Origin of the sequence: Micromonospora yangpuensis (assembly GCF_900091615.1) — a bacterium.
GTDB classification, from domain to species: domain Bacteria; phylum Actinomycetota; class Actinomycetes; order Mycobacteriales; family Micromonosporaceae; genus Micromonospora; species Micromonospora yangpuensis.
On the sequence record NZ_FMIA01000002.1, the window covers coordinates 3,670,613 to 3,694,853 of the forward strand.

Genomic DNA, 24,241 nt, shown 5'->3' on the forward strand with positions numbered 1-24,241 from the left:
CTTCGGTCAGTTGTCGCGGACGCGCTGCACCGGGTCGCTGACCGGGGGTGCGTACGGCTGCTGCTGACCCGGGGCGGCGTACTGCTGCTGCGGGGGCGGCGCGTACTGCTGCTGACCCGGGGCGTACGGCTGCTGGCCCGGAGCGTACTGCTGCTGGGCGGCGTTGGGCGGCAGCGGCTGGTAGCCGGTCTGCGCGTCGGCCTTCTCGGCCAGGTCGCGGTCGTCGTCCTGCAGGCTCTTCGTCTCGGCCTTGATGATCCGCAGCGAACGGCCGAGCGAGCGGGCCGCGTCGGGGAGCCGCTTCGCGCCGAAGAGCAGGATCAGCACGACCACGAGTACGGCGATGTGCCACGGCTTGAGGGCACCCATGGGAAGCTCCAGTCGCTCTGTGTGTCTGCCGGGGTGGGTCGCAACCCATCGTACGTCCGTCACGGGCCGTTGCCACCCGCCGGGCGGTGGTGATTCGTCCCGGCCGGTGAAGTCTCGGCCAACCCGGGTTGTCCCGTCAACCACCTGCGCGGACCCTTTCCCCGGTCGGGCCGGGTCGGGTCGGCGGCCGCGACGACCGCGATCGATCAGCCGCCGCGCCGGGCGTTGATCACGGCCATCCGCTGCTGGGCGGTGGCCAGCCGCTCCTGGAGCGACTCGGCCCGCGACTGCAACGCCTCGGCGGAGTCGCGCAACTGCTCAGCCTCGGCGGCCCGCCGTTGCAGGGCCAGCGCCGCCCGGCGCAGCCGGGGCAGCCGGGTCAGCACCGACCGGACGGCCAGCGCCAGCACGACCAGCGCGAACAGCAACACCGCGAGCACGATCCACGTCACCACGGCGTCAGCCTACCGGCCGTCGCCACAGACCGCCGGAGCGGCGGTGCCGGTGACCGCCACCGGCCGCCACCGGCGCTGATGCCGGCCCGGCGGGGGCCGGGGTGACAGCGACGGTGCCGGCCCGGGGTGGCTGCCCTCACCCGGCGGCGGGCGCGGGGGACGCGTAGGCGTCGAGCGCGGCGACCGCCTGGGCGCGTACCTGCTCGACCAACTCCGTCGGAGCGACCACGGTGACGTTCGGCCCCAGGCCCAGCACGAACCGGCGGGCCCAGTCCAGGTCGGTGACCCGCAGCGAGACCAGCCACCGGTCGCCGTCGCCGGGCTCGACCGACTCGCACGGGTAGTACTCGGTGATCCACCGCTCCCCACGACCGATCCGCAGGGTGATCAACGGCAGCTGCGGCGAGGGCCGGAACACCCCGTCACTCAGATCGTGCGGACGGGCCCGCGGCGGTGCCGCCGCCGGCTCGGCCAACTCGGTGAACGCGTCGATCCGGTCGGCCCGGAACAGCCGTACCTCCTCCGCCCGGCGGCACCACGCCTCGACGTACGCCCGGCCGCCCACCGAGAGCATCCGCAGCGGGTCGATGGTCCGTTCGGTGGTCTCGTCCCGGGCCGCGGTGTAGTACGTGATCCGCAGGGCCCGCCCCCGCTGCACCGCGTCGCGCAGCTCACGCACCTGCGGGCTGTCCCCGGCCAGCCGGACCGCCACCGGGGCGCCGACCAGGTCGCCGGCCGCGTCCTCGATCTTGGCCAGGGCCCGCTCCACCGCCTCCCGGTTGGCCACCCCGGGCGTCTCGGCGAGCATCCGCAGCGCCACCACCAGCGCCAACGCCTCGTCCGGGGTGAGCCGCAGCGGCCGGTCGATCCCCGCGTCGTAGGTGATGGTCACCCGGTCGCCGTCGAAGGCCATGTCGATCAGGTCGCCGGGGCCGTAACCGGGCAGTCCGCACACCCAGAGCAGCTCCAGGTCCTCGCGCAGCTGCCGCTCGGTGACCCCCAGGTCGCCGGCGGCCTCGGCGATCTCGATACCGGGCCGGGCCAGCAGGTAGGGCACCAGGTTGAGCAGCCGGGCCAGCCGGTCGGCCGAGGCCCGGGAGCCGCCCCGGGCGGCCGGGCGGGTCACCGCGGGCTCCCGGCGGGCACCAGCTCGTCGTGCCGGGCGGCGATCTCCTTCAACCGTTGGATCACCGCGTCGCGGACCTCCGGCGGCTCCAGCACCCGCACCTGCGGGCCGTACCCGACGAGCTGACCGGCCAGCGAGTCCGGATCGGCGTACGGCAGCACCAGCCGGTCACCGTCCGGGCCGCCGCGGCACTCCACCGCCCAGCGGCGCAGGCCGGCGGCGCGCCCCGGGGCCACCAGGACGGTGGCCCGCCCGGTGCGCTCCACCGGCCCGGACCAGCGGGCGACGTGGCTGATCAGATCCAACCCGGCCGGCGGCTGGTAGGCCCCCGGGGGGCCGGTCACCCGGACCGCGCCCACCACCCGGGAGAGCCGGAAGCACCGGGTGGCGCCCCGGTCCAGGTCGTGTCCGACGACGTACCAGCGGCCACGCCAACAGACCACGCCCCACGGCTGCAGTCGGCGGCGGGTGGGCGCGTCGTCGTCGGGTACCCGGTAGTCGAAGCCGACCACCCGGCGGTCCCGGGCGGCGGCGGTCAACGGCGCGAACGCCGGGTCGACGGTGACCATCGGCTCCAGGCCGAGGGTCGCCTGCGGGTCCACGTCCACCCCGGCGGCGCGCAGCTTGGCCAACCCGGAGGAGGCGGCGGCGGCCAGCCCGGCGTGCTGCCACAGCCGGGCGGCGATGCCCACCGCGGCGGCCTCGTCCGGTTCCAGGGGGATGTCGGGCAGCGCGTACTCGCGGTGCGCGATGCGGTAGCCCGGCTCGGCGTCGAAGATGCTCGCCGTGCCGGTCTCCAACGGCACGCCCAACTCCCGCAGCTCGGCCTTGTCCCGCTCGAACTTGCGCTGGAAGGCCTCGTGGTCCCGGGGATCGTCGGGGTCGTGCTCGTAACCGGGCACGGTCGCGGCGATCTGCGCGGCGGTCAGGAACCGTCGCGTGGACAGCAGACAGATCACCAGGTTGACCAGGCGTTCGGTGCGGTTCCGCGACACGTGCAAACGCTAGCAGGCCGACCGGGCGCGGCGCGCACCCACGCCGCCGCCCCGGCGCCGACCCCGGGCACCGGCGCGCGGGGGGTCGAGGCTAGCGTGCCGGGCATGGTGCGATGGCGGTCCGGCACGGTCACGACGGTACGGCGGCAGTGGGCCGGCGCGGTGGAACTCGACGTCGCACTGCCCGACGGCGCCACCATGCGGGCCCTGGCCTACCCCGACCTGGTCGGCCGGCCGGAGCCCGGCGACCGGGTGCTGCTCAACGCCGGGGCACTGCTGATGGGCCTCGGCACCGGCGGGTACGCCCTGGTCGTGGCGGTGCCGGACCGGCTGCCGGCCGACCCGCCGCAGACCGTCGACACCCGCGACGCCGGGCACCTGGTCAAGGCCCGATACACCCCGCTGCAGCCGATCCTGCTCGGGGTGGACGAGGAGGCCTCCCCGCACCACGGCCTGCTCGCCGCCGCCGAGAGCCTCGACGGGATGCCGGTGGTCACCGCCGACCTGCACTCCGCGCTGCCGGCCATCCTCGCCGGCGTCCGCGCCGACGCGCCCGGTTGCCGGGTGGCGTACCTGCTCACCGACGGTGGCGCGCTACCGGCCTGGTTCTCCCGCACGCTGGCCGGGCTGCACGACCAACTCGCCGGCACGATCAGCGTCGGGCAGGCCTTCGGCGGCGACCTGGAGGCCAGCACCCTGCACAGCGGACTGCTGGCCGCCCGGCACGTACTCGCCGCCGACCTCGCGATCGTCGCCCAGGGGCCGGGCAACCTCGGCACCGGTACCCGGTGGGGTTTCTCGGGGGTCGCGGTCGGTGAGGCGGTCAACGCCGTCGCCGTGCTCGGCGGCCGGCCCGTCGGCTCGCTGCGGATCTCCGCCGCCGACCCCCGCGCCCGGCACCGGGGGGTGTCCCACCACAGCGTCACCGCCTACGGTCGGGTCGCGCTCGCCCCCGCCGACCTGGTCGTCCCCGCCGGCCTGGCCCCGGAGCTGGCCGCCGAGGTCGACGCCGCGCTCGCCCCGCTGGCCGAGCGGCACCGGATCGTGCGGGTACCCGCCGACGGCCTCGACGCCGCGCTGCGCGCCAGCGCGGTCCCGCTGTCCACCATGGGTCGTGGCCTGGACGCCGACCACGCCTACTTCCTCGCCGCCGCCGCCGCCGGCCGGCACGCCGCCGGCCTCATCGCCTGACCACCGGGGCCCGCGCGGGAGTCAGAGCAGGAAGATCAACGCCAGCCAGGCACCGATCATGGCCACCAGCGCGACGGTCAACACCCAGGTCGGCACGGTGTACTCGCCGCGCCGGTTGCGCTCGATCTCGGCGCGGACCTTCTCCCGACGGCGCTCCAGCCAGTTGCGCGGTCGGGTGTCCTCGGATCGCCCGGAGGGCTCGGAACTCGTCATGACCAGGCAAGCGTACCGGTGGGCTCTCGACCGCCCACCGGTACGCCGGTGCCACCTGCCGGCGGCGCCGCTCACATGCTGGCGATCAGCCGCTCCACCCGCTCGTCGTAGGCCCGGAACGGGTCCTTGCAGAGCACCGTGCGCTGCGCCTGGTCGTTGAGCTTCAGGTGCACCCAGTCGACGGTGAAGTCCCGTCGCTTCTCCTGGGCGTGCCGGATGAACTCGCCACGCAGCCGGGCCCGGGTGGTCTGCGGCGGGGTCTCCTTCGCCTCGAAGATCTCCGGATCGGTCGCCACCCGGTCCACCTCGCCGCGCCGCTCCAACAGGCCGTACAGGCCGCGACCCCGGCGCACGTCGTGGTAGGCCAGGTCCATCTGCGCCACCCGGGGGTGCGACAGCGGCAGGTCGTGCTTGCGCTGGTACCGCTCGATCAGCCGCAACTTCGTGACCCAGTCGATCTCGCGGGACACCGGCTCCAGGTCGCCGGACTCCACCGCGCTGAGCACCCGGCCCCAGAGCTCCACCACCCGCTTGGCGGTCTGGTCCCCGCCGCGGCGCTCGACGAACTCCGTGGCCTTGGCGAGGTACTCCTGCTGGATGTCCAGGGCACTGACCTCCTTGCCCGAGGTCAGCCGCACCTTGCGCCGGCCGGTGATGTCGTGCGACACCTCCCGGATCGCCCGGATCGGGTTCTCCAGCGACAGGTCCCGCATCACCACACCGGCCTCGATCATCCGCAGCACGATGTCGGCGGTGCCGACCTTCAGCAGCGTGGTGACCTCGTTCATGTTGGAGTCACCGACGATCACGTGCAGCCGCCGGTACCGCTCCGCGTCGGCGTGCGGCTCGTCCCGGGTGTTGATGATCGGCCGGCTCCGGGTGGTCGCCGAGGAGACCCCCTCCCAGATGTGCTCGGCCCGCTGGGACAGGCAGTAGACAGCGCCCCTGGGGGTCTGCAGCACCTTGCCCGCGCCGCAGATCAACTGCCGGGTGACCAGGAACGGGATCAACACGTCGGCCAGCCGGCCGAACTCACCGTGCCGGGAGACCAGATAGTTCTCGTGGCAGCCGTACGAGTTGCCGGCGGAGTCGGTGTTGTTCTTGAACAGGTAGATCTCGCCGGCGATACCCTCGTCGTGCAGCCGCTTCTCCGCGTCGACGAGCAGCCCTTCCAGGATCCGTTCACCGGCCCGGTCGTGGGCCACCAGGTCCACCACCGAGTCGCACTCCGGGGTCGCGTACTCCGGATGCGACCCGACGTCCAGATACAGCCGGGCCCCGTTGCGGAGGAACACATTGCTTGACCGGCCCCACGACACCACCCGCCGGAACAGGTACCGCGCGACCTCGTCGGGGGACAGTCGACGTTGCCCGCGGTAGGTGCAGGTGACGCCGTACTCGGTCTCGAGGCCGAAGATTCGCCGCTCCATGATGTGACATTAGCCGCCCGAGGCCCCAGATGGGCACTGCTCACCCCGCCGGAAACCGGCGTGCCCCCGCGGCCGGGCGCACAGCGCGCTGCCCGGGCCTGGTCGGGCCCGGGCAGCACCTGGTCACCGCTGGTGCCACCGCGATCCGACCGGCTCGGCGGGCCGGGACAGGAGGCACCGCCCACCGGGTGGCTCGGTGCGCGGGTGCGCGGCGGGTTACGGGGTCGGCGGCTGGGGCTGCTGGCCCTCCAGGTCGGCCGAGCCCGCCGAGGTCGTCGGCTTGCCGGCCTCCTCGGTCGGAGTCGGCGGCGTGTCGTCGGTGGCCGGGGCCTCGGCCGTGGCCGCGTCCCCGTCGAGCAGAGCGGTCAACGCGGCACCGGTGATCCGGCGGAACGTCCGACCGACCCGACGGCGGTCCAGCACCGCGACCTCAAGCTGGTCGGCGGCGATGGTACGGGCCGCGCCACCCTCCCCGCCGACGCTGCTCAACGCCCGCATCGCGACCTTGACCGCCTCGCCGAGGGACATGTCCGGGCGGTGGTGGGACTTCAACACCCCGGTGATCGCCTCGGCCTGCCCGCCCATGGCCATCCGGCCCGGCTCGTCGTTGACCGAGCCGTCGTAGGTCAACCGGTACAGCTCGTCGTCGGCGGCGGTGGCACCCACCTGGGCCACGCAGATCTCCACCTCGAAGGGCTTGGACTGCTCGGTGAAGATCGCCCCCAGGGTCTGGGCGAAGGCGTTGGCCAACGCCCGACCGGTGACGTCGCGCCGGTCGTAGCTCAGGCCGTTGAGGTCGGCCATCCGCACGCCGGCGCGGCGCAGGTTCTCGAACTCGTTGTACCGACCGACGGCGGCGAAGCCGATCCGGTCGTAGATCTCACTTACCTTGTGCAGGGCACTGGAGAGGTTCTCGGCGGCGAAGAGCACCCCGTCGGCGTAGCTCAGCACCACCGCGCTTCGACCCCGGGCGATGCCCTTGCGGGCCAGCTCGGAGCGGTCGCGCATGATCTGCTCGGGCGAGGCGTAGAACTGCATGGCCACGGCGGCGGTTCTCCTTCTGGGGCGCGGTGACGAACGACTGCTTCGGGTGGAGGTCGGCTGGGCGGTCAGCCGCCCGGGTTCTCCCGGCGGGCCTCGACCACGCTCTGGGCCAGCGCGGAGACCTCCTCGTCGGTGAGCCGGTGGGTGCCCTCCGCCGTCGCCGTCATCACCACCGGGTAGATCCGGCGGATCAGGTCCGGGCCACCGGTGGCGGTGTCGTCGTCGGCCGCGTCGTAGAGCGCGTCCACCGCCAACCGGACGGCCTCGTCGACCGCGACCCCGGGGCGGTAGCGCTTCTTCAACGCGGACTTGGCGAAGATCGAACCGGACCCGACGGCGTCGTACCCCTGCTCCTCGTAGGGGCCGCCGGTGACGTCGAAGCTGAAGATCCGGCCGGCGCGCTGCGGGTCGCTGGCGGCCAGGTCGAAGCCGGCGAAGAGCGGCACCACCGCGAGGCCCTGCATCGCCGCACCGAGGTTGCCCCGGATCATCGCGGCGAGCCGGTTGGCCTTACCGTCCAACGAGAGCATTGCGCCCTCGATCTTCTCGTAGTGCTCCAGCTCCACCTGGAACAGTCGCATCATCTCCAGGCCGATGGCGGCCGAACCGGCGATGCCGACCAGGGAGTACGCGTCAGCCGGGTGCACCTTCTCCATGGTGCGCTGGGCGATCATGTTGCCCATGGTGGCCCGCCGGTCGCCGGCCAGCACCACGCCACCGGCGGCGGCGATGGCCACGATGGTGGTCGCGTGCGGCGACAGGTCGGCGGCGATGCCCGGCGGCAGCGGCCGCCGTCCGGGCAGCATCTCGGGAGCAGCCTTGCTCAGGAACGTGGTGAAGGAGGACGTCCCCGCGTTGGTGAACACATCTGGTAGACGCCCGGATGGATCAAAAGCCGCTGCCACGTGGTTCCTCTCAGGTACGTGATGGCCCTGGCCAGCCTCACCGGACTGTCCCGGAACTGACCAAGACCACCGTTGCAGTTGAAGCAGAGTATCCCGCGCACCCACCCGGTGCGATGATCGTGGTCCGGACGTCACGGGCCCGCGCCCGGCCGAACGGACCCCGGGCACGCCATGATCGAGCGGCCCGACAGAACGGACATGTTGCCTATTGCCCACCTTTTTGCACATAGCCCCGCACGAACTCCTCGGCGTTCTCCTCCAGCACGGAGTCGATCTCGTCGAGCAGGTCGTCGACGTCCTCGGTGATCTCGGCGTGCCGCTCGGCGACCTCCGGATTCGCCTCGGTGGTGACGTCCTCGGTCTCCTCACCCTGGCGGGACTTGCCCGACTGCGACTGCCCGCCGCTGTCACGAGTGGCCATTGCTGCCTCCTCCACGATCGCCTGCGATGAACTTACCTCGCACCGGTGACGAAAACCCGCCCCGCCGGTACGCCGGGCGGGGTGTCAGCCCCCGGTCAGGGTCTCCAGCAGATCCTTGGCGCTGGCACACCTGTCGAACAACGCGCCGACGTGCGCCCGGGTGCCCCGCTCGGGCTCCATCATCGGCACCCGGACCAGCGACTCCCGCCCCACGTCGAAGATGACCGAGTCCCAACTGGCGGCCACCACCTCGGAGGCGTACTGGGCCAGGCAGCGGCCCCGGAAGTAGGCCCGGGTGTCCGCCGGCGGCTCGGTCATCGCGGTGCGGGTCTGCTCGTCGGTCAGCAGCGTCTTCATCGCCCCCCGGGACACCAGCCGGTGGTACAGCCCCTTCTCCGGACGTACGTCGGAGTACTGCAGGTCGACCAGCTGCAGCTTGTGCGAGCCCCAGCCGAGCTTCTCCCGCTCCCGGTAGCCCTCCAACAGCCGCAGCTTGGCCACCCAGTCCAGCTCGTCGGCGCAGGACATCACGTCCCGGCCGAGCTTGTCCAGCACCGCCTCCCAGCGGGCCAGCACGTCGGTGGTCTGCTCGTCGACGTCGGCGCCGTACCGCTCGTCCACGAAGGACCGGACCCGCTCGTAGTACGCCCACTGCACGTCCAGCGCGGTGAGTCGCCGGCCGTCGCGCAGCCGCATCCGGTGGGTCAGCGACGGGTCGTGGCTGACCGCCCGCAACTCGGCGACCGGGTCGGCGATGCCCAGGTCACCCCCGAGCGCCTTCTCCTCGATCATGGTCAGGATCAGCGCCGTGGTGCCGAGCTTGAGATAGGTGGAGATCTCCGACAGGTTGGCGTCACCGATGATGACGTGCAGCCGGCGGTACTTGTCGGCATCGGCGTGCGGCTCGTCGCGGGTGTTGATGATCGGCCGCTTCAGGGTCGTCTCCAGCCCCACCTCGACCTCGAAGAAGTCGGCACGCTGGGAGATCTGGAAACCGCTCTGGCCGCCGTCCTGGCCGATGCCGACCCGGCCGGCCCCGCAGACGATCTGTCGGGTGACGAAAAACGGTGTCAGGTACGCGACGATGTCGGCGAACGGGGTCTGCCGACGCATCAGGTAGTTCTCGTGGGCACCGTAGCTGGCGCCCTTGTTGTCGGTGTTGTTCTTGTAGAGGTGGATCGGCTGCGTGCCGGGGATGGTGGCGGCCCGGCGGGAGGCCTCGGCCATCACCCGTTCACCTGCCTTGTCCCACCGGACCAGGTCCAGGGGGTTGGTGACCTCGGGGGTGGAGTACTCCGGGTGGGCGTGGTCGACGTAGAGCCGGGCCCCGTTGGTGAGTATCACGTTGGCCAACCCCAGGTCCTCGTCGGCGAGGGCCTCGGCGGGGTCGTAGGCGGCGCCGGAGTAGGTGAACCCCCGGGCGTCGCGCAGCGGCGACTCCTCCTCGTAGTCCCAGCGGGCCCGGCCGCCCCGGTTGAGCTCCGGGCGGGCCCCGTAGGCGTTGACCACCTGCGAGGAGGTGACCATCGGGTTGGCTCCGGCCTGGCCGGGCACGGAGATGCCGTACTCGACCTCGGTACCCATGATCCGTCTTACGCTCATCGAATTACCCGCTTCGCTCGCCCGACCCGGTCCCCCGTCATGTCGAGCGTAGTCGGCCCGGCACGCGATGGTGGTGCCGCGACGCGACGGCGGGTCGCCGGTACGCGCCGGGCCCACGGCGTGGCACGCCGCGGGCCCGGAACGGTGACCGTCAGAGGTACTGGCCGGTGTTGCTGGCGGTCTCGATGGACCGGCCGGCCTCGGCGCCCTTGCCGCCGGAGACGAGCGTACGGATGTAGACGATCCGTTCGCCCTTCTTGCCGGAGATGCGGGCCCAGTCGTCGGGGTTGGTGGTGTTGGGTAGGTCCTCGTTCTCGCGGAACTCGTCGACGCAGGCGTCGAGCAGGTGCTGCAGGCGCAACCCCTTGCGGCCGGAGGTGAGGAACTCCTTGATGGCCATCTTCTTGCCCCGGTCGACGATGTTCTGGATCATCGCGCCGGAGTTGAAGTCCTTGAAGTAGAGGACCTCCTTGTCACCGTTGGCGTAGGTGACCTCGAGGAAGCGGTTCTCCTCGGTCTCGGAGTACATCCGCAGCACGACCGCGTCGATCATGGCCGCCACGGTGCTCTGCGCGTCGCCACCGTGCTCGGTCAGGTCGTCCGGGTGCAGCGGCAGCCCGGAGAGGATGTACTTGGAGAAGATGTCCTTGGCCGCCTCGGCGTCCGGCCGCTCGATCTTGATCTTCACGTCCAGTCGGCCCGGCCGCAGGATCGCCGGGTCGATCATGTCCTCCCGGTTGGAGGCGCCGATGACGATGACGTTCTCCAGCCCCTCCACCCCGTCGATCTCGCTGAGCAGCTGCGGGACGATGGTGTTCTCCACGTCGGAGGAGACGCCGGAGCCCCGGGTACGGAAGATCGAGTCCATCTCGTCGAAGAACACGATGACCGGGGTGCCCTCCCCGGCCTTCTCCCGGGCCCGCTGGAAGATCAGCCGGATGTGCCGCTCGGTCTCGCCGACGTACTTGTTGAGCAGCTCCGGGCCCTTGATGTTGAGGAAGAAGCTGGTGTGCCTGTCCTTGCCCAGCCGCTCGGCGATCTTCTTGGCCAACGAGTTGGCCACCGCCTTGGCGATCAGCGTCTTGCCGCAGCCCGGTGGGCCGTAGAGCAGGATGCCCTTCGGCGGGCGGAGCTGGTGCTCACGGAACAGGTCGGCGTGCAGGAAGGGCAGCTCCACCGCGTCGCGGATCTGCTCGATCTGCGACTGGAGACCACCGATGTCGGTGTAGTCGACATCCGGCACCTCCTCCAGGACCAGCTCCTCGACCTCACTCTTCGGGATCCGTTCGTAGGCGTACGCCGAACGGGGCTCGATCATGAGCGAGTCGCCGGCCCGGATCGCGCTGCCGATCAGGGTCTCGGCCAGATGCACGATCCGTTCCTCGTCGGAGTGGGAGACCACCAGCGCCCGGTCGGCCGGGCCACCGGAGGGGTTCTCCAGCATCTCCTTGAGCATGACCACCTCGCCGACCCGCTCGAACCCGAACGCGTCGACGATGTTGAGCGCGTCGTTGAGCAGGACCTCCTGCCCACGGCGCAGCTCGGTGGCGTCCAGCGAGGGCGAGACGGCGACGCGGAGCTTGCGTCCGCCGGTGAAGATGTCCACCGTGCCGTCGTCGTGCCGCGCCAGGAAGACGCCATAGCCACTCGGCGGTTGCGCGAGGCGGTCGATCTCCTCCTTGAGCGTCACGATCTGCGCGCGAGCCTCCTTGAGGGTGCTCACGAGCCGGTCGTTGTTCTCGGTCAGCCGCGCCAACTGGGCCTGGGTGGCCGCCAGCCGCTCTTCGAGCTGCCGGACGTGTCGGGGGCTTTCGGTCAACTTGCGCCGCACCAGAGCGAGTTCCTCTTGGAGAAACGCGACCTGCGTGGAGAGATCGTGGGCCTCCTTCTCCCACCGTGCGGCGCGCGAGTCCGCGTCGTCGCTGCGTGCCACGTCCCACCTCCCCGGGGGGCTTGAACGTTCTTGCCTAACACTAGCCGCTGTGAGGCCGATTCGGTCCCACGCAACGCCCTCGTCACTGAACCTTGATCGCCGCGACCTGATCGGCCGGCCGGCCGACCGCCCTCGGGCCGGTACTGCCACCGACGGTCCACCGGCCCCACCTCCGCCCCGTCCGGCCGCCGTGACCTGCGGCTGAGGGCCGCGGCGAGCGGACCGACACGCCGGGTGCCGGGCCCGCCACCCGGCGCGCCGACACCACCGGGCCCACCGGCGACCGGCCGGATGATCACGCCAGGGATCAATGTCATACCGCGTCGGGGTTTCGCCCCGACGACCGGACCACGGTGTGCCGGGTGCCGCCGCGTCCCGGACGTCGGGCCGGTCGGGGCCGGCGGGGTGCGGACGGGCGTGGGCACCGGGGTACCGTCGAGGTCGTGGGACGGACGAAGATGGGGGTACGTCGGTGACCGAGGTCGCGACCGATCAGTTGCAGGTCTGGGTGGATCAGGAGCTCTGCACCGGAGACGGGCTCTGTGTGCAGTACGCCCCGGAGGTCTTCGAGTTCGACGTCGACGGCCTGGCCTACGTCAAGGCCGCCGACGGTGAGCTTCGGCTGGCCCCGGGCAGCCGGGTCGACGTCCCCGAGCACCTGCGCCTGGAGGTGATCGACTCGGCCAAGGAGTGCCCCGGTGAGTGCATCCACGTGGTGCGGGGCAGCGACGACGTCGAGGTGGCCGGCCCGGACGCCGCATCGGACTGAGCACCGCGGCGCCCGGCCACACCTCTCCCCCGCACCTTTCTCCGCCGGCCTACAGCCACCGCCGGCCACGTGCCACTACCGGCGCAGGGCGACGCCGGCCCGGGTCCACAGCCGGCCCGGGTCCACAGCCGGCCCGGGTCCACAGCCGGCCCGGGTCCACAGCCGGCCCGGGTCCACAGCCGGCTCAGAGCAGTGGCCGGCCCACCACCGAGGCGACCAGTCGGGCGAACTCCTCCAGTCGGGCGATCTGGCCGGCGCCGCCGTCGTCGAGGGTCTTGCCGAACCGCAACGCGTCGTGCCGGGGCGCGCCGAGCGCTGCCTCGTCGCCCGGCGGCGCCTCGTCCAGCGAGGTCAGCAGCAGGTAGACATCGATGCTGTCGACCCGGACACCGCCGTTGTCGGCCCGGGTGAGCCGCCGTCGGCAGCCGACCTCGGTGACGGTGGAGACCGGCACCACCCGCAACGAGGAGGTCATCGCCCCGGGTGGCCCCTCCCCCGGTGGAACGTCCTCGCCGTGCCAGAGGATCAGGCGGCTGCCGTCGCAGACCACCACCTCCTGCCACACCCCGTTGACCTCGTTGACGAAGCGTTCCAGGGTGAAGCCGAGCACCGACGCACCACGCAGCACCCCGCCGAGCGCCTCCAGGGCCACATCCGGGTCCCGCAGGTAGGCGCGGGTCGCCGATTCCAGGTCCTGGTACGGCGACCAGTCGGGAAAGACCGCCGGCACGTCGCCGCCGTCGAAGCCGGGCAGGGTCATCGGGTGCCCTCCGCCCGGCCGGTGTGTCGTCCCTGCCCGGCCCCGCGGGGTCCGGTGATCCGCCCGCTCATGCCGGGCCGTCCAGCGCGCCGGTCACGACCGGTCCCGCTCCTGGGCCGTACCGGACGAGGGCTCGGCGACCTGCCCACCCGAGGGGGCGACCTGCGCACCGGACGGCGACTCGGTGACCTGCCCACCCGACGGGGCCACGGCGTCCTGCCGGCCCGACGAGGGGTCGGCGGCCTGCGCGGCGGCGGCCTGGCGGGCGGCCTCGGCCTCGCGCAGCACCTGCCGGCGCTGGACGTAGGCCTCGGCGCCCTTGCTCGGTTTGCGTCGCCGGGGCGGGGCGGTGACCCCGGGGGCGAGCTTGCGGGCGGAGACCAGGAACGCGGTGTGCGCGATCATCCGGTGGTCCGGCCGGACGGCCAGGCCGTCGGCGTGCCAGTCGCGCACCAGGGACTCCCAGGCCCGGGGCTCGGTCCAGCCGCCGCGCTCCCGCAGCGCCTCCACCAGCTCGGACAGCTGCGGGGTGGTGGCCACGTAACCGATGAAGACGCCGCCGGGCACCAGCGCCCGCTCGACCATGTCGAGGGTCTCCCACGGGGTGAGCATGTCGAGGATGATCCGGTCGAAGCCGGTCTGCCGGCAGTCGGCGACGTCACCGACGTGCAGTTGCCAGGCCGGGTGGGGGCCGTTGAAGAACGCCTCGACGTTGCGCCGGGCGATCTGGGCGAAGTCGTCGCGCAACTCGTAGGAGTGCAGCTCGCCGCTGGTGCCCACGGCGCGCAGCAGGGAGCAGCTCAGCGCCCCCGACCCGGCACCGGCCTCCAGCACCCGGGCCCCGGGGAAGATGTCGCCCATCGCGACGATCTGCGCGGCGTCCTTCGGGTAGATCACCTGCGCGCCGCGCGGCATGGACAGCACGTAGTCCGACAGCAGCGGACGCAGGGCGAGGTACGCCGTACCGCCACCGGAGGTGGTGACCACACTGCCGTCGGGCAGCCCGATCAACGCGTCGTGCTCCAGGATGCCGCGATGGGTGTGGAAGGCCTTGCCCACCTCCAGGGTGACCGTGTGCATCCGCCCCTTGGGGTCGGTCAACTGCACCCGGTCACCGGGGCGAAACGGGCCACGGTGCACGGGTGTCAGCGCCGGGGCCGCCTCGGGCGCCGGTGTCTCCGGTTCGGTCGGGGTCGCACAGGGGTGAACGGTCACGTGTTCATCTTCCGTTTGGGTTCGAGGAGCTGCACCAGATCCACGAGGTGCAGAACGCCGACGACATTTTCCCCCGAGGTCACCACGTACTGTGCGCCCGGGTGGGTCTGCACGGTCTCCAGCACGCGTTCGCCGTCGAGATCCACCGGCATCGTCGGCAGGCCGGCCAGCGAGCGGGCCACCGCGTCCACCGCCAGCCAGGGCCGACGCTCGGCCGGCACCGCGGCGACGGCCACCGGGTCGACCACCGCCAGCGGCCGACCGGCGGAGTCGGTGACACCGAGCACCACCGGCCGGTACGCCCCGGCGTCCGCCCGAGGCTGCGCGTCGACGTGGGCGTCGGCCAGCGGCTGCTCCACCGCCAGGTGGGCGTCCGCCTGCCGTTGGGCCGCCAGGTGGGCGTCCGCCCGGCGCTGCTCCGCCACGTGGGCGTCCGCCCGGCGCTGGGCCTCGGCCAGCGGGGTGCCGCTGGGCACCGGCAGCAGCGGCCGGGCCAACCGGGACAGGTCGATCATGGGCAGTCGACGGCCGATGCGGGCCAGCCGGATCGACTGGCCGGCACCGCGCCACAGGGTGAACGCGACCAGCAGCATCAGCGGCAGGGCCAGCGGCGCCAGCACCTGGTAGACGACCAGCAGCAGCACCAGCGCGACGGTGCCGGCGGCCACCGCCCGGCCGATCCAACCGGCCACCTCGGTGCCGGTGTGCCGGTCGCGGGTGACGGCCCAGACCGCCGCGCGCAACGCCCGCCCGCCGTCCAGCGGCAGGCCGGGCAGGAGGTTGAACACCGCCACGATCACGTTGCTCACCGCCAACTGGAAGGCGAGCTGATGGATCACCGTACGGTCCGGCAGGGCGAGGGTGGCCACCGTGGCGGCGACCCCGAGCACCGCGGAGACCGCCGGCCCGGCCAGCGAGACCAGCAGGTCGATCCGGGGGGTCGGGGCGTCGCGGTCCATCTCGGTGTACCCGCCGAGCAGTTCCAGGGTGATCCCCCGCACACCGATGCCGTACCGTCGGGCGGTGAGGGCGTGGCCGAGCTCGTGCAGCAGCACCGAGCCGAGCAGCGAGACCACGAACCCGAAGCCGATCAGGTATCCGGCCAGCGACGACAGGCCCAGCCGCTGCCCGGCGAACTGGCCGTACAACACGGTGATCAGCAGGGTCAGCAGCAGCATCGAGGCGTTGAGGTGCAGCGGTACGCCGAACACCCGCCCGACGGTGAGTCCGGGGCTGCGGTCACGACGGGCGGGTCTGCTTGGCTGCTGCACCCCGCCGATGCTACGGACCGCCCGGCCCCGGCCGGCAGCATGGACCACCGCCGGCCCCGGGCGGCACGGGCCACCTCTCGGCCCCGGCGGCACGGACCACCCCCCGGCCCCCGCGGCACCGGCCACCGCCGGCCCGGCGGCACGGACTACTGCCCGGTCCCGTCGGCGGGGTACGCCGACAGTGTCGGACCGGTGGCCTAACCTTCCGGACATGACAGCGGATCCGGTGACGACCCGACAGCCCGTGCCCGCTGCGCAGGTGCCCGCCACGGTCCGGGCGTCCCTGTCGCCGTCGCGGGCGGCGGACTTCAAGACCTGTCCGCTGCTCTACCGGCTGCGCAGCATCGACCGGCTGCCCGAGCGCACGAGCGTGGAGCAGGCCCGGGGCACCCTGGTGCACGCGGTGCTGGAGCGCCTGTTCGACCTGCCGGCGGCCGACCGTACCCCGACCGCCGCCGGGGACCTGGTGGCTCCGCAGTGGGACCGGCTGGTCACCGAGGAGCCCGAGTTGGCCGAGCTGTTCGCCGAGGCCGACCCGCAGGCCGCGGCGGATTTCCTGCGGTCGGCCACCGAGCTGTTGGGGGGGTACTTCGCGGTGGAGGACCCGCGCCGGTTGGAGCCGGCGGAGCGGGAGGCCCTGATCTCCGCCGTGGTCGACGACGAGCTGCTGATCCGGGGTTACCTGGACCGGCTCGACGTGGCCCCCGACGGCGCGCTGCGGGTGGTGGACTACAAGACCGGCGGGGCGCCCCGGGAGGCCTTCGAGGCCCGCGCGCTGTTCCAGCTGAAGTTCTACGCGCTGGTGCTGTGGCGGACCCGGGGGGTGGTGCCCCGGGTGCTGCGGCTGCTCTACCTGCGCGACGCCGAGGTGTGCGACTACACCCCCGACGCCGAGGAGCTGGCCCGCTTCGAGCGCACGGTGGTGGCGTTGTGGCGGGCCATCGAGCAGGCCACCGAGCGGCAGGACTTCCGGCCCCGGCCCAGCCGGTTGTGCGACTGGTGCAGTCACCATGCGCACTGTCCGACCTTCGGCGGTACGCCACCGCCGTTCCCGGTCGGCGCGGTGTCGGCCGGTCCGTCGCCGGATTCCCGGTCCGCCTCGCCGGTCCACCCGGGCGCGGACGAGTGACCCTCCTCCTCACGGAGGATGGCCGAGTCACCGCCGGCGACGATCTCAGTGGCGTGCGGGCGGTTAGCGTCACGGTATGACCGACGCGCCACGGGTGTTCCTGCGCCGGCATCCGGTCGCGGCGGATGCCCTGCTCGCGGGTGCCCTGGTGCTGTTCGACGTGCTGTTCACCCTGCTCAGCCCGCGGGACTTCTGGCCACGGCAGCTTCCGTCGGCGCTGGGTCTGAGCGTGCTGTGCGCGGCACCGGTGGTGCTGCGCCGCCGCGCGACCCGGTGGGCGGTGGGCGCGGCGGCGGCCACCCTGGTCCTGCCGGCGCTGTACGAATCCGCTCCGAGCACGCAGGGGCTGACCTTCGTCGTGCTTACCTACACCGTGGCGGCGACCTGGCCGGCGCGCCGGGCGGTGCTCGCCTCGGTGGGGTTGTGGGTGCCGGTGATGGTGCTCAACGTCACGGCGCCGTTGGAGAGCCGGTTGGACGTGGGCACCGGCTACCTGGTCCTCAACAACCTGCTCACCGCCGTGGTGTCGTACGCGGTGGGTCGGGCGGTGCACGCCCGCCGGACCTCGATCGAGGCGTTGCGGGAACGGGCCCGGGTGGCCGAGGAGAACCAGCGGGCGCTGGCCGAGCAGGCGGTGGCGCAGGAGCGTCGCCGGATCGCCCGGGAGCTGCACGACATGGTCGCCCACCAGGTGAGCGTGATGGGGGTGTTGGCCACCGGGGCGCGGCGGGTGTTGCGCAGGGACGCGGACGCCGCCGACGCCGCGATCGCCACGATCGAGGGCACCAGCCGGGCCACCCTGCGGGAGATGCGCCGGTTGCTGGACGTGTTGCGCACCGACGCCGAGCCGGCCGCGGAGCTCGCCCCGCAGCCGGACCTGGCCGGCATCGAGGCCCTGGTCGACCGGGCCCGTGACGCCGGGCTGCCGGTGGCGTTCCAGGTCGTCGGCGAGGTGACGCCGGTGCCCGACGGGGTGGCCCTGGCGGTGTACCGGATCGTGCAGGAGGCGCTGGCCAACAGCCTGCGGCACGCCGGGACGGCCACCGGGCAGGTGCGGTTGACCTTCGGTGGCACGTTCCTGTCGGCCGAGGTGACCGACACCGGACGGGGGCCGGGGCCGCAGCCGCCCCGACCGGGGCACGGGCTGGTGGGGATGCAGGAGTGGGTGGGCCTCTACGGTGGGACCCTGCACACCGGCCCACGACCCGGCGGCGGGTTCCGGGTGTACGCGAGCATCCCGGTGGAGCAGGCGGACGGGGTTCCGGCGGCAGCCGGTGCGGACAGGGAGACGCGATGACCGACCACGCGATGACCGATCAGGCGACGTCAGCGCGACCGGTACGGATCCTGCTCGTCGACGACCAGCCGTTGCTGCGTACCGGGTTCCGGATGGTGTTGGGCGCGGAGGACGACCTGGACATCGTGGCCGAGGCCGGCGACGGCGCGGAGGCGGTGGACCTGTCGCGTCGGCTGCTGCCGGACGTGGTGCTGATGGACATCCGGATGCCCCGGATGGACGGGGTGGCGGCGACCCGGGCCATCGTCGAGGCCCGGTTGCCGGTCCGGGTGCTGATCCTGACCACCTTCGACCTCGACGAGTACGTGGTGGGCGCCCTGCGGGCCGGGGCCAGCGGGTTCCTGGCCAAGGACGTCCCGGCGGAGGACCTGGTGACGGCGATCCGGACGGTGGCCGCCGGTGACGCGGTGGTGGCCCCCCGGATCCTCAAACGGCTGCTGGACCGGTTCGCCGGTGCGCTGCCCGACCCGGCGGCAGCGCCACCGCGGACGCTCAACGCGCTCACCGAGCGGGAACGGGAGGTGCTGGTGCAGGTCGCCCGGGGGCTGTCCAACGCCGAGATCGCCCGGGAGCTGACGGTCAGTGAGACCACGATCAAGACCCACGTCGGGCACGTGCTGACCAAGCTGGGGCTGCGCGACCGGGTCCAGGCGGTGGTCCTGGCGTACGAGACGGGCCTGGTCCGGCCCCGGGCGTAGCCGGCCACCGGCGGCGGCGTGGTGATGGGCTTCACCTACGGTGATGGGTGACGGTCGACTGTGACGTGGCGTCAGGTCCTACCGTCACCGACAGTGGCGCCGCCGACGGCGGGCCGGATCGCTCAGGGGTAACCCTGAGTCGGTCTCCGGGCCGACCCGCAGCGGGAAATCCGCGCCGGCTCCCCCCGGAGTCGGACGGTCCGCTGCTTGCGGTGACCGAAGATGACGAGGTACCGCGCCGACCAGCGGGGGCGGCGCGGATCGCTGGTACCCAGACATGAGGGAGATGACGTGACCGCGACGGTGGGACAGGCGCAGGCCGCGGCCCGGGCGGACGAGGTGTGGAAGGTCTACGGCAGCGGCGAGGCACAGGTCGTCGCGCTGCGGGGGGTGAGCGCCGAGTTCGAGCGGGGCCGGTTCACCGCGATCATGGGCCCCTCCGGGTCGGGCAAGTCGACGCTGATGCACTGCCTGGCCGGGCTGGACTCGGTCAGCCGGGGCACGGTGTCGATCGGGGACACCACGGTGACCGGGCTGGGTGACGCCGGTCTGACGAAGCTGCGGCGGGACAAGGTCGGCTTCATCTTCCAGCAGTTCAACCTGCTGCCCACGCTGACGGCGAAGGAGAACGTGCTGCTGCCGATGTCGATCGCCGGGCGCAAGCCCGACCCGGCCTGGTACGACACGGTGATCGACACCGTAGGCCTGCGGGACCGGTTGGACCACCGGCCGGCACAGCTCTCCGGTGGCCAGCAGCAGCGGGTGGCGTGTGCGCGGGCGCTGGTCGCCCGCCCCGAGGTGATCTTCGCCGACGAGCCGACCGGCAACCTGGACTCGCGCTCCGGCGCGGAGGTGCTCAACTTCCTGCGGAACTCGGTACGCGAGCACGGCCAGACGATCGTCATGGTCACCCACGACCCGAGCGCGGCGGCGTACGCCGACCGGGTGGTGTTCCTGGCCGACGGACAGATCGTCACCGAGCTGATCGAGCCGACCGCGGACACCGTGCTGGACACCATGAAGAAGCTGGACACCACCGCCGCCGAGGTGGGTCACTGATGCTGCGGGCAACCCTGAAGAGCCTGCTGGCACGCAAGGTCCGGCTGATCCTGTCCGGGATGGCCGTGGTGCTGGGCGTCATGTTCGTCTCCGGCGCGTTCGTGCTCACCGACACCCTCAGCCGCACCTTCGACCAGGTCTTCGCCGACGCGTACGCCGAGGTGGACGTCAACGTGGCGGGCAAGCCGAAGGTGACCGTCTCCGAGGCCGAGGGTTCGGCGGTCGCCCCGCCGTTCGCGGCCTCGACGGTGGAGCAGGTCCGGGCGGTGCCGGGGGTGGCCGACGCGGTCGGGGTGGTCTCCGCCGACGGGGCCAGGCTGATCGGCAGCAACGGCAAGGTGGTCACCTCGTTCGGCCCGCCGCAGCTGGGCCAGAACTGGGTGGGCGAGAGCGACCTGCTGCGGCTGCGCCAGGGCCACGAGCCCCGCGCCGACGACGAGATCGTGGTCAACGCGGCCCTGGCCGAGGCCGCGAAGGTCAAGGTCGGCGACCGGGTAGGCGTGCTCACCCTGGCGCCGAAGCGGGAGTTCACCCTGGTCGGGATCTTCGGCTACAGCGGTGGCCGGGACTCCATCGGCGGCTCGCACGAGGTCTACTTCACCACGCCGGTGGCGCAGGAGCTGATGCTCGGCGAGGCCGGCACGTTCAACAGCGTGACGGTCACCGCCGCCGACGGGGTCGCCGACACCGCGCTGCGCGACGAGGTGGCCGCCGCCCTCGGCGACGACTTCGTGGTACGCACCGGTGCGGAGCTGGGCGAGGAGATGTCCGCCGCGTTCGACGAGGGGCTGACCTTCTTCAACCGGATCCTGCTCGGTTTCGCCGCGGTGGCGCTGCTGGTCGGCACCTTCCTGATCCTCAACACGTTCTCGATCATCGTCGCCCAGCGCACCCGGGAGCTGGCGTTGATGCGGGCCATCGGGGCCAGCGGCCGGCAGATCATCGGCTCGGTGGTGCTGGAGGCGGTGGCGGTGGGCCTGCTCGCCTCGGTGTTCGGCCTGGCCGCCGGGATCGGTGTCGGTGCCCTGCTGGCGTACCTGTTCGGCACCTTCGCCGGCGGGTTGGAGCTGGCCGGTGTCGGTGTGCCGCCCAGCGCGGTGATCAGCGCCTTCGCCGTCGGTCTGCTGATCACGGTGGTGGCGGCGCTGCTGCCGGCGCTGCGGGCGGCCCGGATCCCGCCGATCGCCGCGATGCAGGACGTGGCCACCCCGGACCGGCCCCTGACGAAGATCACCATCGGCGGCGCGGCGGTCACCGCGGTCGGCGCGGTGCTGCTGGCCCTCGGGTTGACCGGCAACGCCGGCGGCAGCACCCTGCCGGTGATCCTCGGTGGGGTGCTGTTCACCTTCATCGGGGTGGCGCTGCTGACCCCGCTGCTCAGCCGGCCGGTGGTGTCGTTGCTGGGCGCGGTCTTCTCCTGGTCGGTGCCGGGCAAGCTGGGCCGGCTCAACTCCGGCCGCAATCCGCGCCGCACGGCGATCACCGCCGCCGCGCTGATGGTGGGCATCGCGCTGGTCACCGGCGTGACGGTGATCCTGGACTCGGCCAAGAGCAGCCTCAGCGCCATGGCCCGGGACAACGTCACCGCCGAGCTGGTCATCGCCGGGGCGCAGAGCGGCCCCCGGTCGCCGAGCTTCGACCGGGAGGTGCTGACCCAGACGGCGGCGCTGCCCGGGGTCCGGCTGGCCGACGGCGAGTACGGCGACCTGGCGCTGGTCGACGGGGAACGCACCTGGGTGGCGGCCAGCACCGAGCCCGCCGCGCTGCGACAGATCTTCAACGCCGAGCAGGTGGCCGGGGACATCAGCCAGCTCGGGCCGGACCAGATGCTGGTCCGCAAGGAGAGCGCCGAGTCGCGTGGCTGGTCGGTCGGGTCGACGGTGCCGGTGCAGCTGACCCGCGGCGAGGAGCGCACCTTCACGGTCAGCGGCATCTACGCCAGTGAGGTCTACACCAATCCGGTGGCGTTGCCGCAGAGCGTGGCGAGCGACTTCGCGATCCCGCATCCGATCCAGGGGTTCATCCAGCTGGAGCCGGGCACCCGCAGCGCGGACGTGCTGCCCCGGGTGGAGGCGCTGCTGGCCGACAGCCCCGAGGTGTCGGTGGCCGACCGGGACGCGTTCATCGACCAGCAGGCCAGCCAGTTCGACACCCTGCTGACGATGATCCAGATCCTGTTGGCGTTGGCGATCGTGATCGCCGTACTCGGCATCGTGAACACCCTGGCCCTGTCGGTGCTGGAGCGGACCCGCGAGCTGGGGCTGTTGCGGGCGATCGGGCTGCGGCGCGGGCAGACCATGCAGATGATCACGGTCGAGGCGGTGGTGATCTCGGTGTTCGGCGCGCTGCTCGGGGTGGCAGTCGGCCTCGGCCTCGGCGCGGCGGTGGTCCGGGCGCTGCGCGACGACGGCATCACCGACCTGGTGCTGCCCTGGTCGCAGATGGGGATCTTCCTCGGCCTGGCGGCGTTCATCGGGGTTGTCGCGGCGGCGCTGCCGGCGATCCGGGCCGCCCGGATCAACGTCCTGGGAGCCATCGCCCACGACTGACCGGTACCCCACCTGTCCCCCACCGGGCCCCGCCGTCGCAGCGTCGACGGCGGGGCCCGGTGTTTCCGGCGGCCTGGCCGACCAGGCAGGGCTCTCGGGCCAGGCCCGACCAGGCAGGCTCTCGGCAGGCACCGCCCGGTTTCCGCGGCGGGTTCGGCCGGCCGGGTAGGGCCCGGCGGACACCGGGGCGGGTCAGCGCGGGGTGGGGCGGGGCGCGCGGGCCAGGGTGGCGAGCAGGTGCAGGTCGACGCCGGTCAGGTCGGCCAACTGATGGACGCCGTCGATCGGGTCGAGGGGCACCTCGGCCGGCACGGCCAGTACCGCCGCGCCGGCGGCGAGCGCGCTGGCCACCCCGGTCGGCGAGTCCTCGATCGCCACGCACCCCCCGATCGGCACGCCCAGCAGCCGGGCGGCGGTCAGGTACGGCTCGGGGTGCGGCTTGGCCGAGGTGACCTCGTCGCCGCAGACGACCACGTCGAAACTGTCCCGGCCCAGGGTGTCCAGGGCCACCTCGACCAGCGCCCGGCCGCTGGAGGTGACCAGGGCGGTCGGGATGCCGGCCGCGCGTACCGCCGTGAGCAGGGCCGACGCCCCCGGCCGCCAGGGCAGGCCGGCCCGGAACAGGGCCAGGATGCGGGCGTCGACCCAGGCCGCGCTGCGTACCGGGTCGAGGTCGGGCTGGTCCAGGTCGGCGTGCAGGATCCGCATCGCCTCGGCCATGGTCTTGCCGACGATCGCCTGCCGGCCCGCCGGGGAGAGGGTGGCACCGTACTCGGCGGCCAACTCCTGCAGCGCGACGTCCCAGAGCCGCTCGCTGTCGACCAGGGTGCCGTCCATGTCGAAGAGCACGGCGGCGGGGTGGGGGCTGCTCAGCGGGTCCTCCTGACCTCGGGCGATCCTGACGGCTCGCCAATGGGAGTCGTCGGTCGGCGACCCGGGTCACGGGCACCGACACGGCGACCCGGACGATCCTGTCAAGCCCGCCGGGACCCCGCCACCGCCGGGCGTACGGGGGTGACCCAGGTCAAAGGTCGCAGGCCGCCAGGGACCGCTGGTAGCCCCGGAAGAACGCGTCGACGCGCTGCTCGGGGGTGCCGTGGGCACCCTCGGCGAACCACGGCTGGTCGGGGCTGTCCCCCACGGCGAGCAGTCCGTCGCGGAACTCCTCCAGGTCACCGTCGTCGAGGGTGAGCACCCGGTCGCGCACCGAGTCACCCAGGTACGCCCCGGCCATGCAGTCGGCCTGCAACTCCTGCTGGATGGTGAACTCGTAGCGGATGCCGAGCCGGATCTGGACCCCGTGGGCGTACTCGTGGCCGAGCAGGTAGAACACGAACGCGTCGCCGACCTGGCGGAACGCCGAGAACGACCAGTTGATGTCGTAGGCGATGAAGTCCCCGACCGAGCAGTAGACCGCGTTGTTCGCCGGCACCGCCTGCCCGCCGCAGGTGACCTCCCCGTCGCGCTGGTAGGTGAGCACCCGCCGGACCGGCTGGAACCGCTGTCCGGAGGCCTGGAACTGCCGCGACCAGTACCGTTCGGCGAGCCGCTGGGCGTCGGCGATGTCCTGCTGGAACTCCTCCGGGGTGTCGGTGCCGTCGGCCCGGGTGGTCTGCGCCCCCGGCGAACGGTCCTGCTGCGCCTGCGACCGTGGCGGCTGCTGCTCCTGCGACTGCTGCGGGGCCCGTGGCGGGGCCGCGCCGTCGTCCCCGGGCACCTCGCCGACGACACAGCCGGCGGCGATCAGGGCCGCCACCAGACCGACCAGCGAGCCTCGTCGTCGAGGTCGAACCGATGCCGTCACGTGTGC

Annotated in this window: 23 protein-coding genes and 1 pseudogene; 7 read left to right on the forward strand and 17 right to left on the reverse strand. The window is 72.7% G+C overall.

Annotated features, from left to right (window positions below):
- Window positions 1-6: 6 nt before the first annotated feature.
- The 4 genes from tatA to GA0070617_RS16630 all read right to left on the reverse strand — a co-directional run bounded on the left by tatA (window position 7) and on the right by GA0070617_RS16630 (window position 2,945).
- A complete protein-coding gene (tatA, locus tag GA0070617_RS16615; protein WP_091438883.1) occupies window positions 7-369 on the reverse strand; it encodes a Sec-independent protein translocase subunit TatA in 363 nt (120 codons plus the stop codon).
- A 206-nt stretch (window positions 370-575) separates the two neighbouring features.
- Entirely contained in the window at window positions 576-824 is a 249-nt protein-coding gene (locus GA0070617_RS16620) for a hypothetical protein (RefSeq protein WP_091438884.1), read from the reverse strand.
- 136 nt (window positions 825-960) lie between these two features.
- The gene (locus GA0070617_RS16625) at window positions 961-1,950 is read right to left on the reverse strand and encodes a helix-turn-helix transcriptional regulator (RefSeq protein ID WP_091438885.1); all 990 of its coding nucleotides are present in this window, start codon (window positions 1,948-1,950) and stop codon (window positions 961-963) included.
- Window positions 1,947-2,945: a helix-turn-helix transcriptional regulator gene (locus GA0070617_RS16630; protein WP_091438886.1), complete on the reverse strand. Its 999-nt coding sequence runs from the start codon at window positions 2,943-2,945 to the stop codon at window positions 1,947-1,949. Before GA0070617_RS16630 ends, GA0070617_RS16625 begins: the two co-directional genes overlap by 4 nt.
- A gap of 105 nt (window positions 2,946-3,050) precedes the next feature.
- Between GA0070617_RS16630 and GA0070617_RS16635 the strand changes: the two genes are divergently transcribed.
- Window positions 3,051-4,136 (forward strand): DUF3866 family protein, encoded by a 1,086-nt coding sequence (locus tag GA0070617_RS16635; protein ID WP_091446536.1) that lies wholly within the window; start codon window positions 3,051-3,053, stop codon window positions 4,134-4,136.
- A 21-nt stretch (window positions 4,137-4,157) separates the two neighbouring features.
- Here the strand turns inward: GA0070617_RS16635 and GA0070617_RS16640 are convergent, their stop codons facing one another.
- The 8 genes from GA0070617_RS16640 to arc form a co-directional block, all read right to left on the reverse strand.
- Window positions 4,158-4,349 (reverse strand): hypothetical protein, encoded by a 192-nt coding sequence (locus tag GA0070617_RS16640; RefSeq protein ID WP_091438887.1) that lies wholly within the window; start codon window positions 4,347-4,349, stop codon window positions 4,158-4,160.
- A 71-nt stretch (window positions 4,350-4,420) separates the two neighbouring features.
- Entirely contained in the window at window positions 4,421-5,779 is a 1,359-nt protein-coding gene (pafA, locus tag GA0070617_RS16645; RefSeq protein ID WP_091438888.1) for a Pup--protein ligase, read from the reverse strand.
- A gap of 216 nt (window positions 5,780-5,995) precedes the next feature.
- Entirely contained in the window at window positions 5,996-6,823 is an 828-nt protein-coding gene (gene prcA, locus GA0070617_RS16650; RefSeq protein WP_091438889.1) for a proteasome subunit alpha, read from the reverse strand.
- A gap of 65 nt (window positions 6,824-6,888) precedes the next feature.
- Window positions 6,889-7,728, reverse strand: a complete 840-nt coding sequence (gene prcB, locus GA0070617_RS16655) for a proteasome subunit beta (RefSeq protein ID WP_175440560.1) — start codon at window positions 7,726-7,728, stop codon at window positions 6,889-6,891.
- Entirely contained in the window at window positions 7,647-7,829 is a 183-nt protein-coding gene (locus GA0070617_RS32405; protein ID WP_229688339.1) for an endonuclease domain-containing protein, read from the reverse strand. Before GA0070617_RS32405 ends, prcB begins: the two co-directional genes overlap by 82 nt.
- Before the next feature lie 104 nt (window positions 7,830-7,933).
- Window positions 7,934-8,149 carry a ubiquitin-like protein Pup gene (locus GA0070617_RS16665; RefSeq protein ID WP_091438891.1) on the reverse strand — a complete coding sequence of 72 codons (216 nt, stop codon included), beginning with the start codon at window positions 8,147-8,149 and terminating at the stop codon, window positions 7,934-7,936.
- A gap of 84 nt (window positions 8,150-8,233) precedes the next feature.
- Window positions 8,234-9,751, reverse strand: coding sequence for a depupylase/deamidase Dop (gene dop / locus GA0070617_RS16670; RefSeq protein WP_091438892.1), 1,518 nt, complete (start codon window positions 9,749-9,751; stop codon window positions 8,234-8,236).
- A 151-nt stretch (window positions 9,752-9,902) separates the two neighbouring features.
- Entirely contained in the window at window positions 9,903-11,684 is a 1,782-nt protein-coding gene (gene arc / locus GA0070617_RS16675; protein ID WP_091438893.1) for a proteasome ATPase, read from the reverse strand.
- 472 nt (window positions 11,685-12,156) lie between these two features.
- On the opposite strand from arc, the gene GA0070617_RS16680 reads away from it, so the two are divergent.
- Window positions 12,157-12,453, forward strand: a complete 297-nt coding sequence (locus GA0070617_RS16680; RefSeq protein ID WP_091438894.1) for a ferredoxin — start codon at window positions 12,157-12,159, stop codon at window positions 12,451-12,453.
- Window positions 12,454-12,637: 184 nt separating this feature from the next.
- Here GA0070617_RS16680 and GA0070617_RS16685 read toward each other — a convergent pair whose 3' ends face one another.
- The 3 genes and pseudogenes from GA0070617_RS16685 to GA0070617_RS16695 form a co-directional block, all read right to left on the reverse strand.
- Window positions 12,638-13,213, reverse strand: coding sequence for a hypothetical protein (locus GA0070617_RS16685; RefSeq protein WP_091438895.1), 576 nt, complete (start codon window positions 13,211-13,213; stop codon window positions 12,638-12,640).
- Between the two features lie 267 nt (window positions 13,214-13,480).
- Window positions 13,481-14,362: pseudogene (locus tag GA0070617_RS16690) on the reverse strand (tRNA (adenine-N1)-methyltransferase); the annotation flags it as partial.
- Between the two features lie 62 nt (window positions 14,363-14,424).
- The gene (locus tag GA0070617_RS16695; protein WP_091438896.1) at window positions 14,425-15,639 is read right to left on the reverse strand and encodes a site-2 protease family protein; all 1,215 of its coding nucleotides are present in this window, start codon (window positions 15,637-15,639) and stop codon (window positions 14,425-14,427) included.
- Window positions 15,640-15,910: 271 nt separating this feature from the next.
- On the opposite strand from GA0070617_RS16695, the gene GA0070617_RS16700 reads away from it, so the two are divergent.
- The 5 genes from GA0070617_RS16700 to GA0070617_RS16720 all read left to right on the forward strand — a co-directional run bounded on the left by GA0070617_RS16700 (window position 15,911) and on the right by GA0070617_RS16720 (window position 22,431).
- Window positions 15,911-16,828 carry a RecB family exonuclease gene (locus GA0070617_RS16700; protein WP_091438897.1) on the forward strand — a complete coding sequence of 306 codons (918 nt, stop codon included), beginning with the start codon at window positions 15,911-15,913 and terminating at the stop codon, window positions 16,826-16,828.
- A 76-nt stretch (window positions 16,829-16,904) separates the two neighbouring features.
- Entirely contained in the window at window positions 16,905-18,125 is a 1,221-nt protein-coding gene (locus tag GA0070617_RS16705; protein WP_091438898.1) for a sensor histidine kinase, read from the forward strand.
- Between the two features lie 11 nt (window positions 18,126-18,136).
- The gene (locus tag GA0070617_RS16710; protein ID WP_091446538.1) at window positions 18,137-18,823 is read left to right on the forward strand and encodes a response regulator; all 687 of its coding nucleotides are present in this window, start codon (window positions 18,137-18,139) and stop codon (window positions 18,821-18,823) included.
- Window positions 18,824-19,114: 291 nt separating this feature from the next.
- A complete protein-coding gene (locus GA0070617_RS16715; RefSeq protein WP_091438899.1) occupies window positions 19,115-19,882 on the forward strand; it encodes an ABC transporter ATP-binding protein in 768 nt (255 codons plus the stop codon).
- Entirely contained in the window at window positions 19,882-22,431 is a 2,550-nt protein-coding gene (locus tag GA0070617_RS16720) for an ABC transporter permease (protein WP_091438900.1), read from the forward strand. Before GA0070617_RS16715 ends, GA0070617_RS16720 begins: the two co-directional genes overlap by 1 nt.
- A 192-nt stretch (window positions 22,432-22,623) precedes the next feature.
- Here the strand turns inward: GA0070617_RS16720 and GA0070617_RS16725 are convergent, their stop codons facing one another.
- The gene (locus GA0070617_RS16725) at window positions 22,624-23,280 is read right to left on the reverse strand and encodes an HAD family hydrolase (RefSeq protein ID WP_091438901.1); all 657 of its coding nucleotides are present in this window, start codon (window positions 23,278-23,280) and stop codon (window positions 22,624-22,626) included.
- A gap of 175 nt (window positions 23,281-23,455) precedes the next feature.
- Complete coding sequence (locus tag GA0070617_RS16730) at window positions 23,456-24,235, reverse strand: neutral zinc metallopeptidase (RefSeq protein WP_229688338.1); 780 nt, start codon at window positions 24,233-24,235, stop codon at window positions 23,456-23,458.
- Window positions 24,236-24,241: the final 6 nt, after the last annotated feature.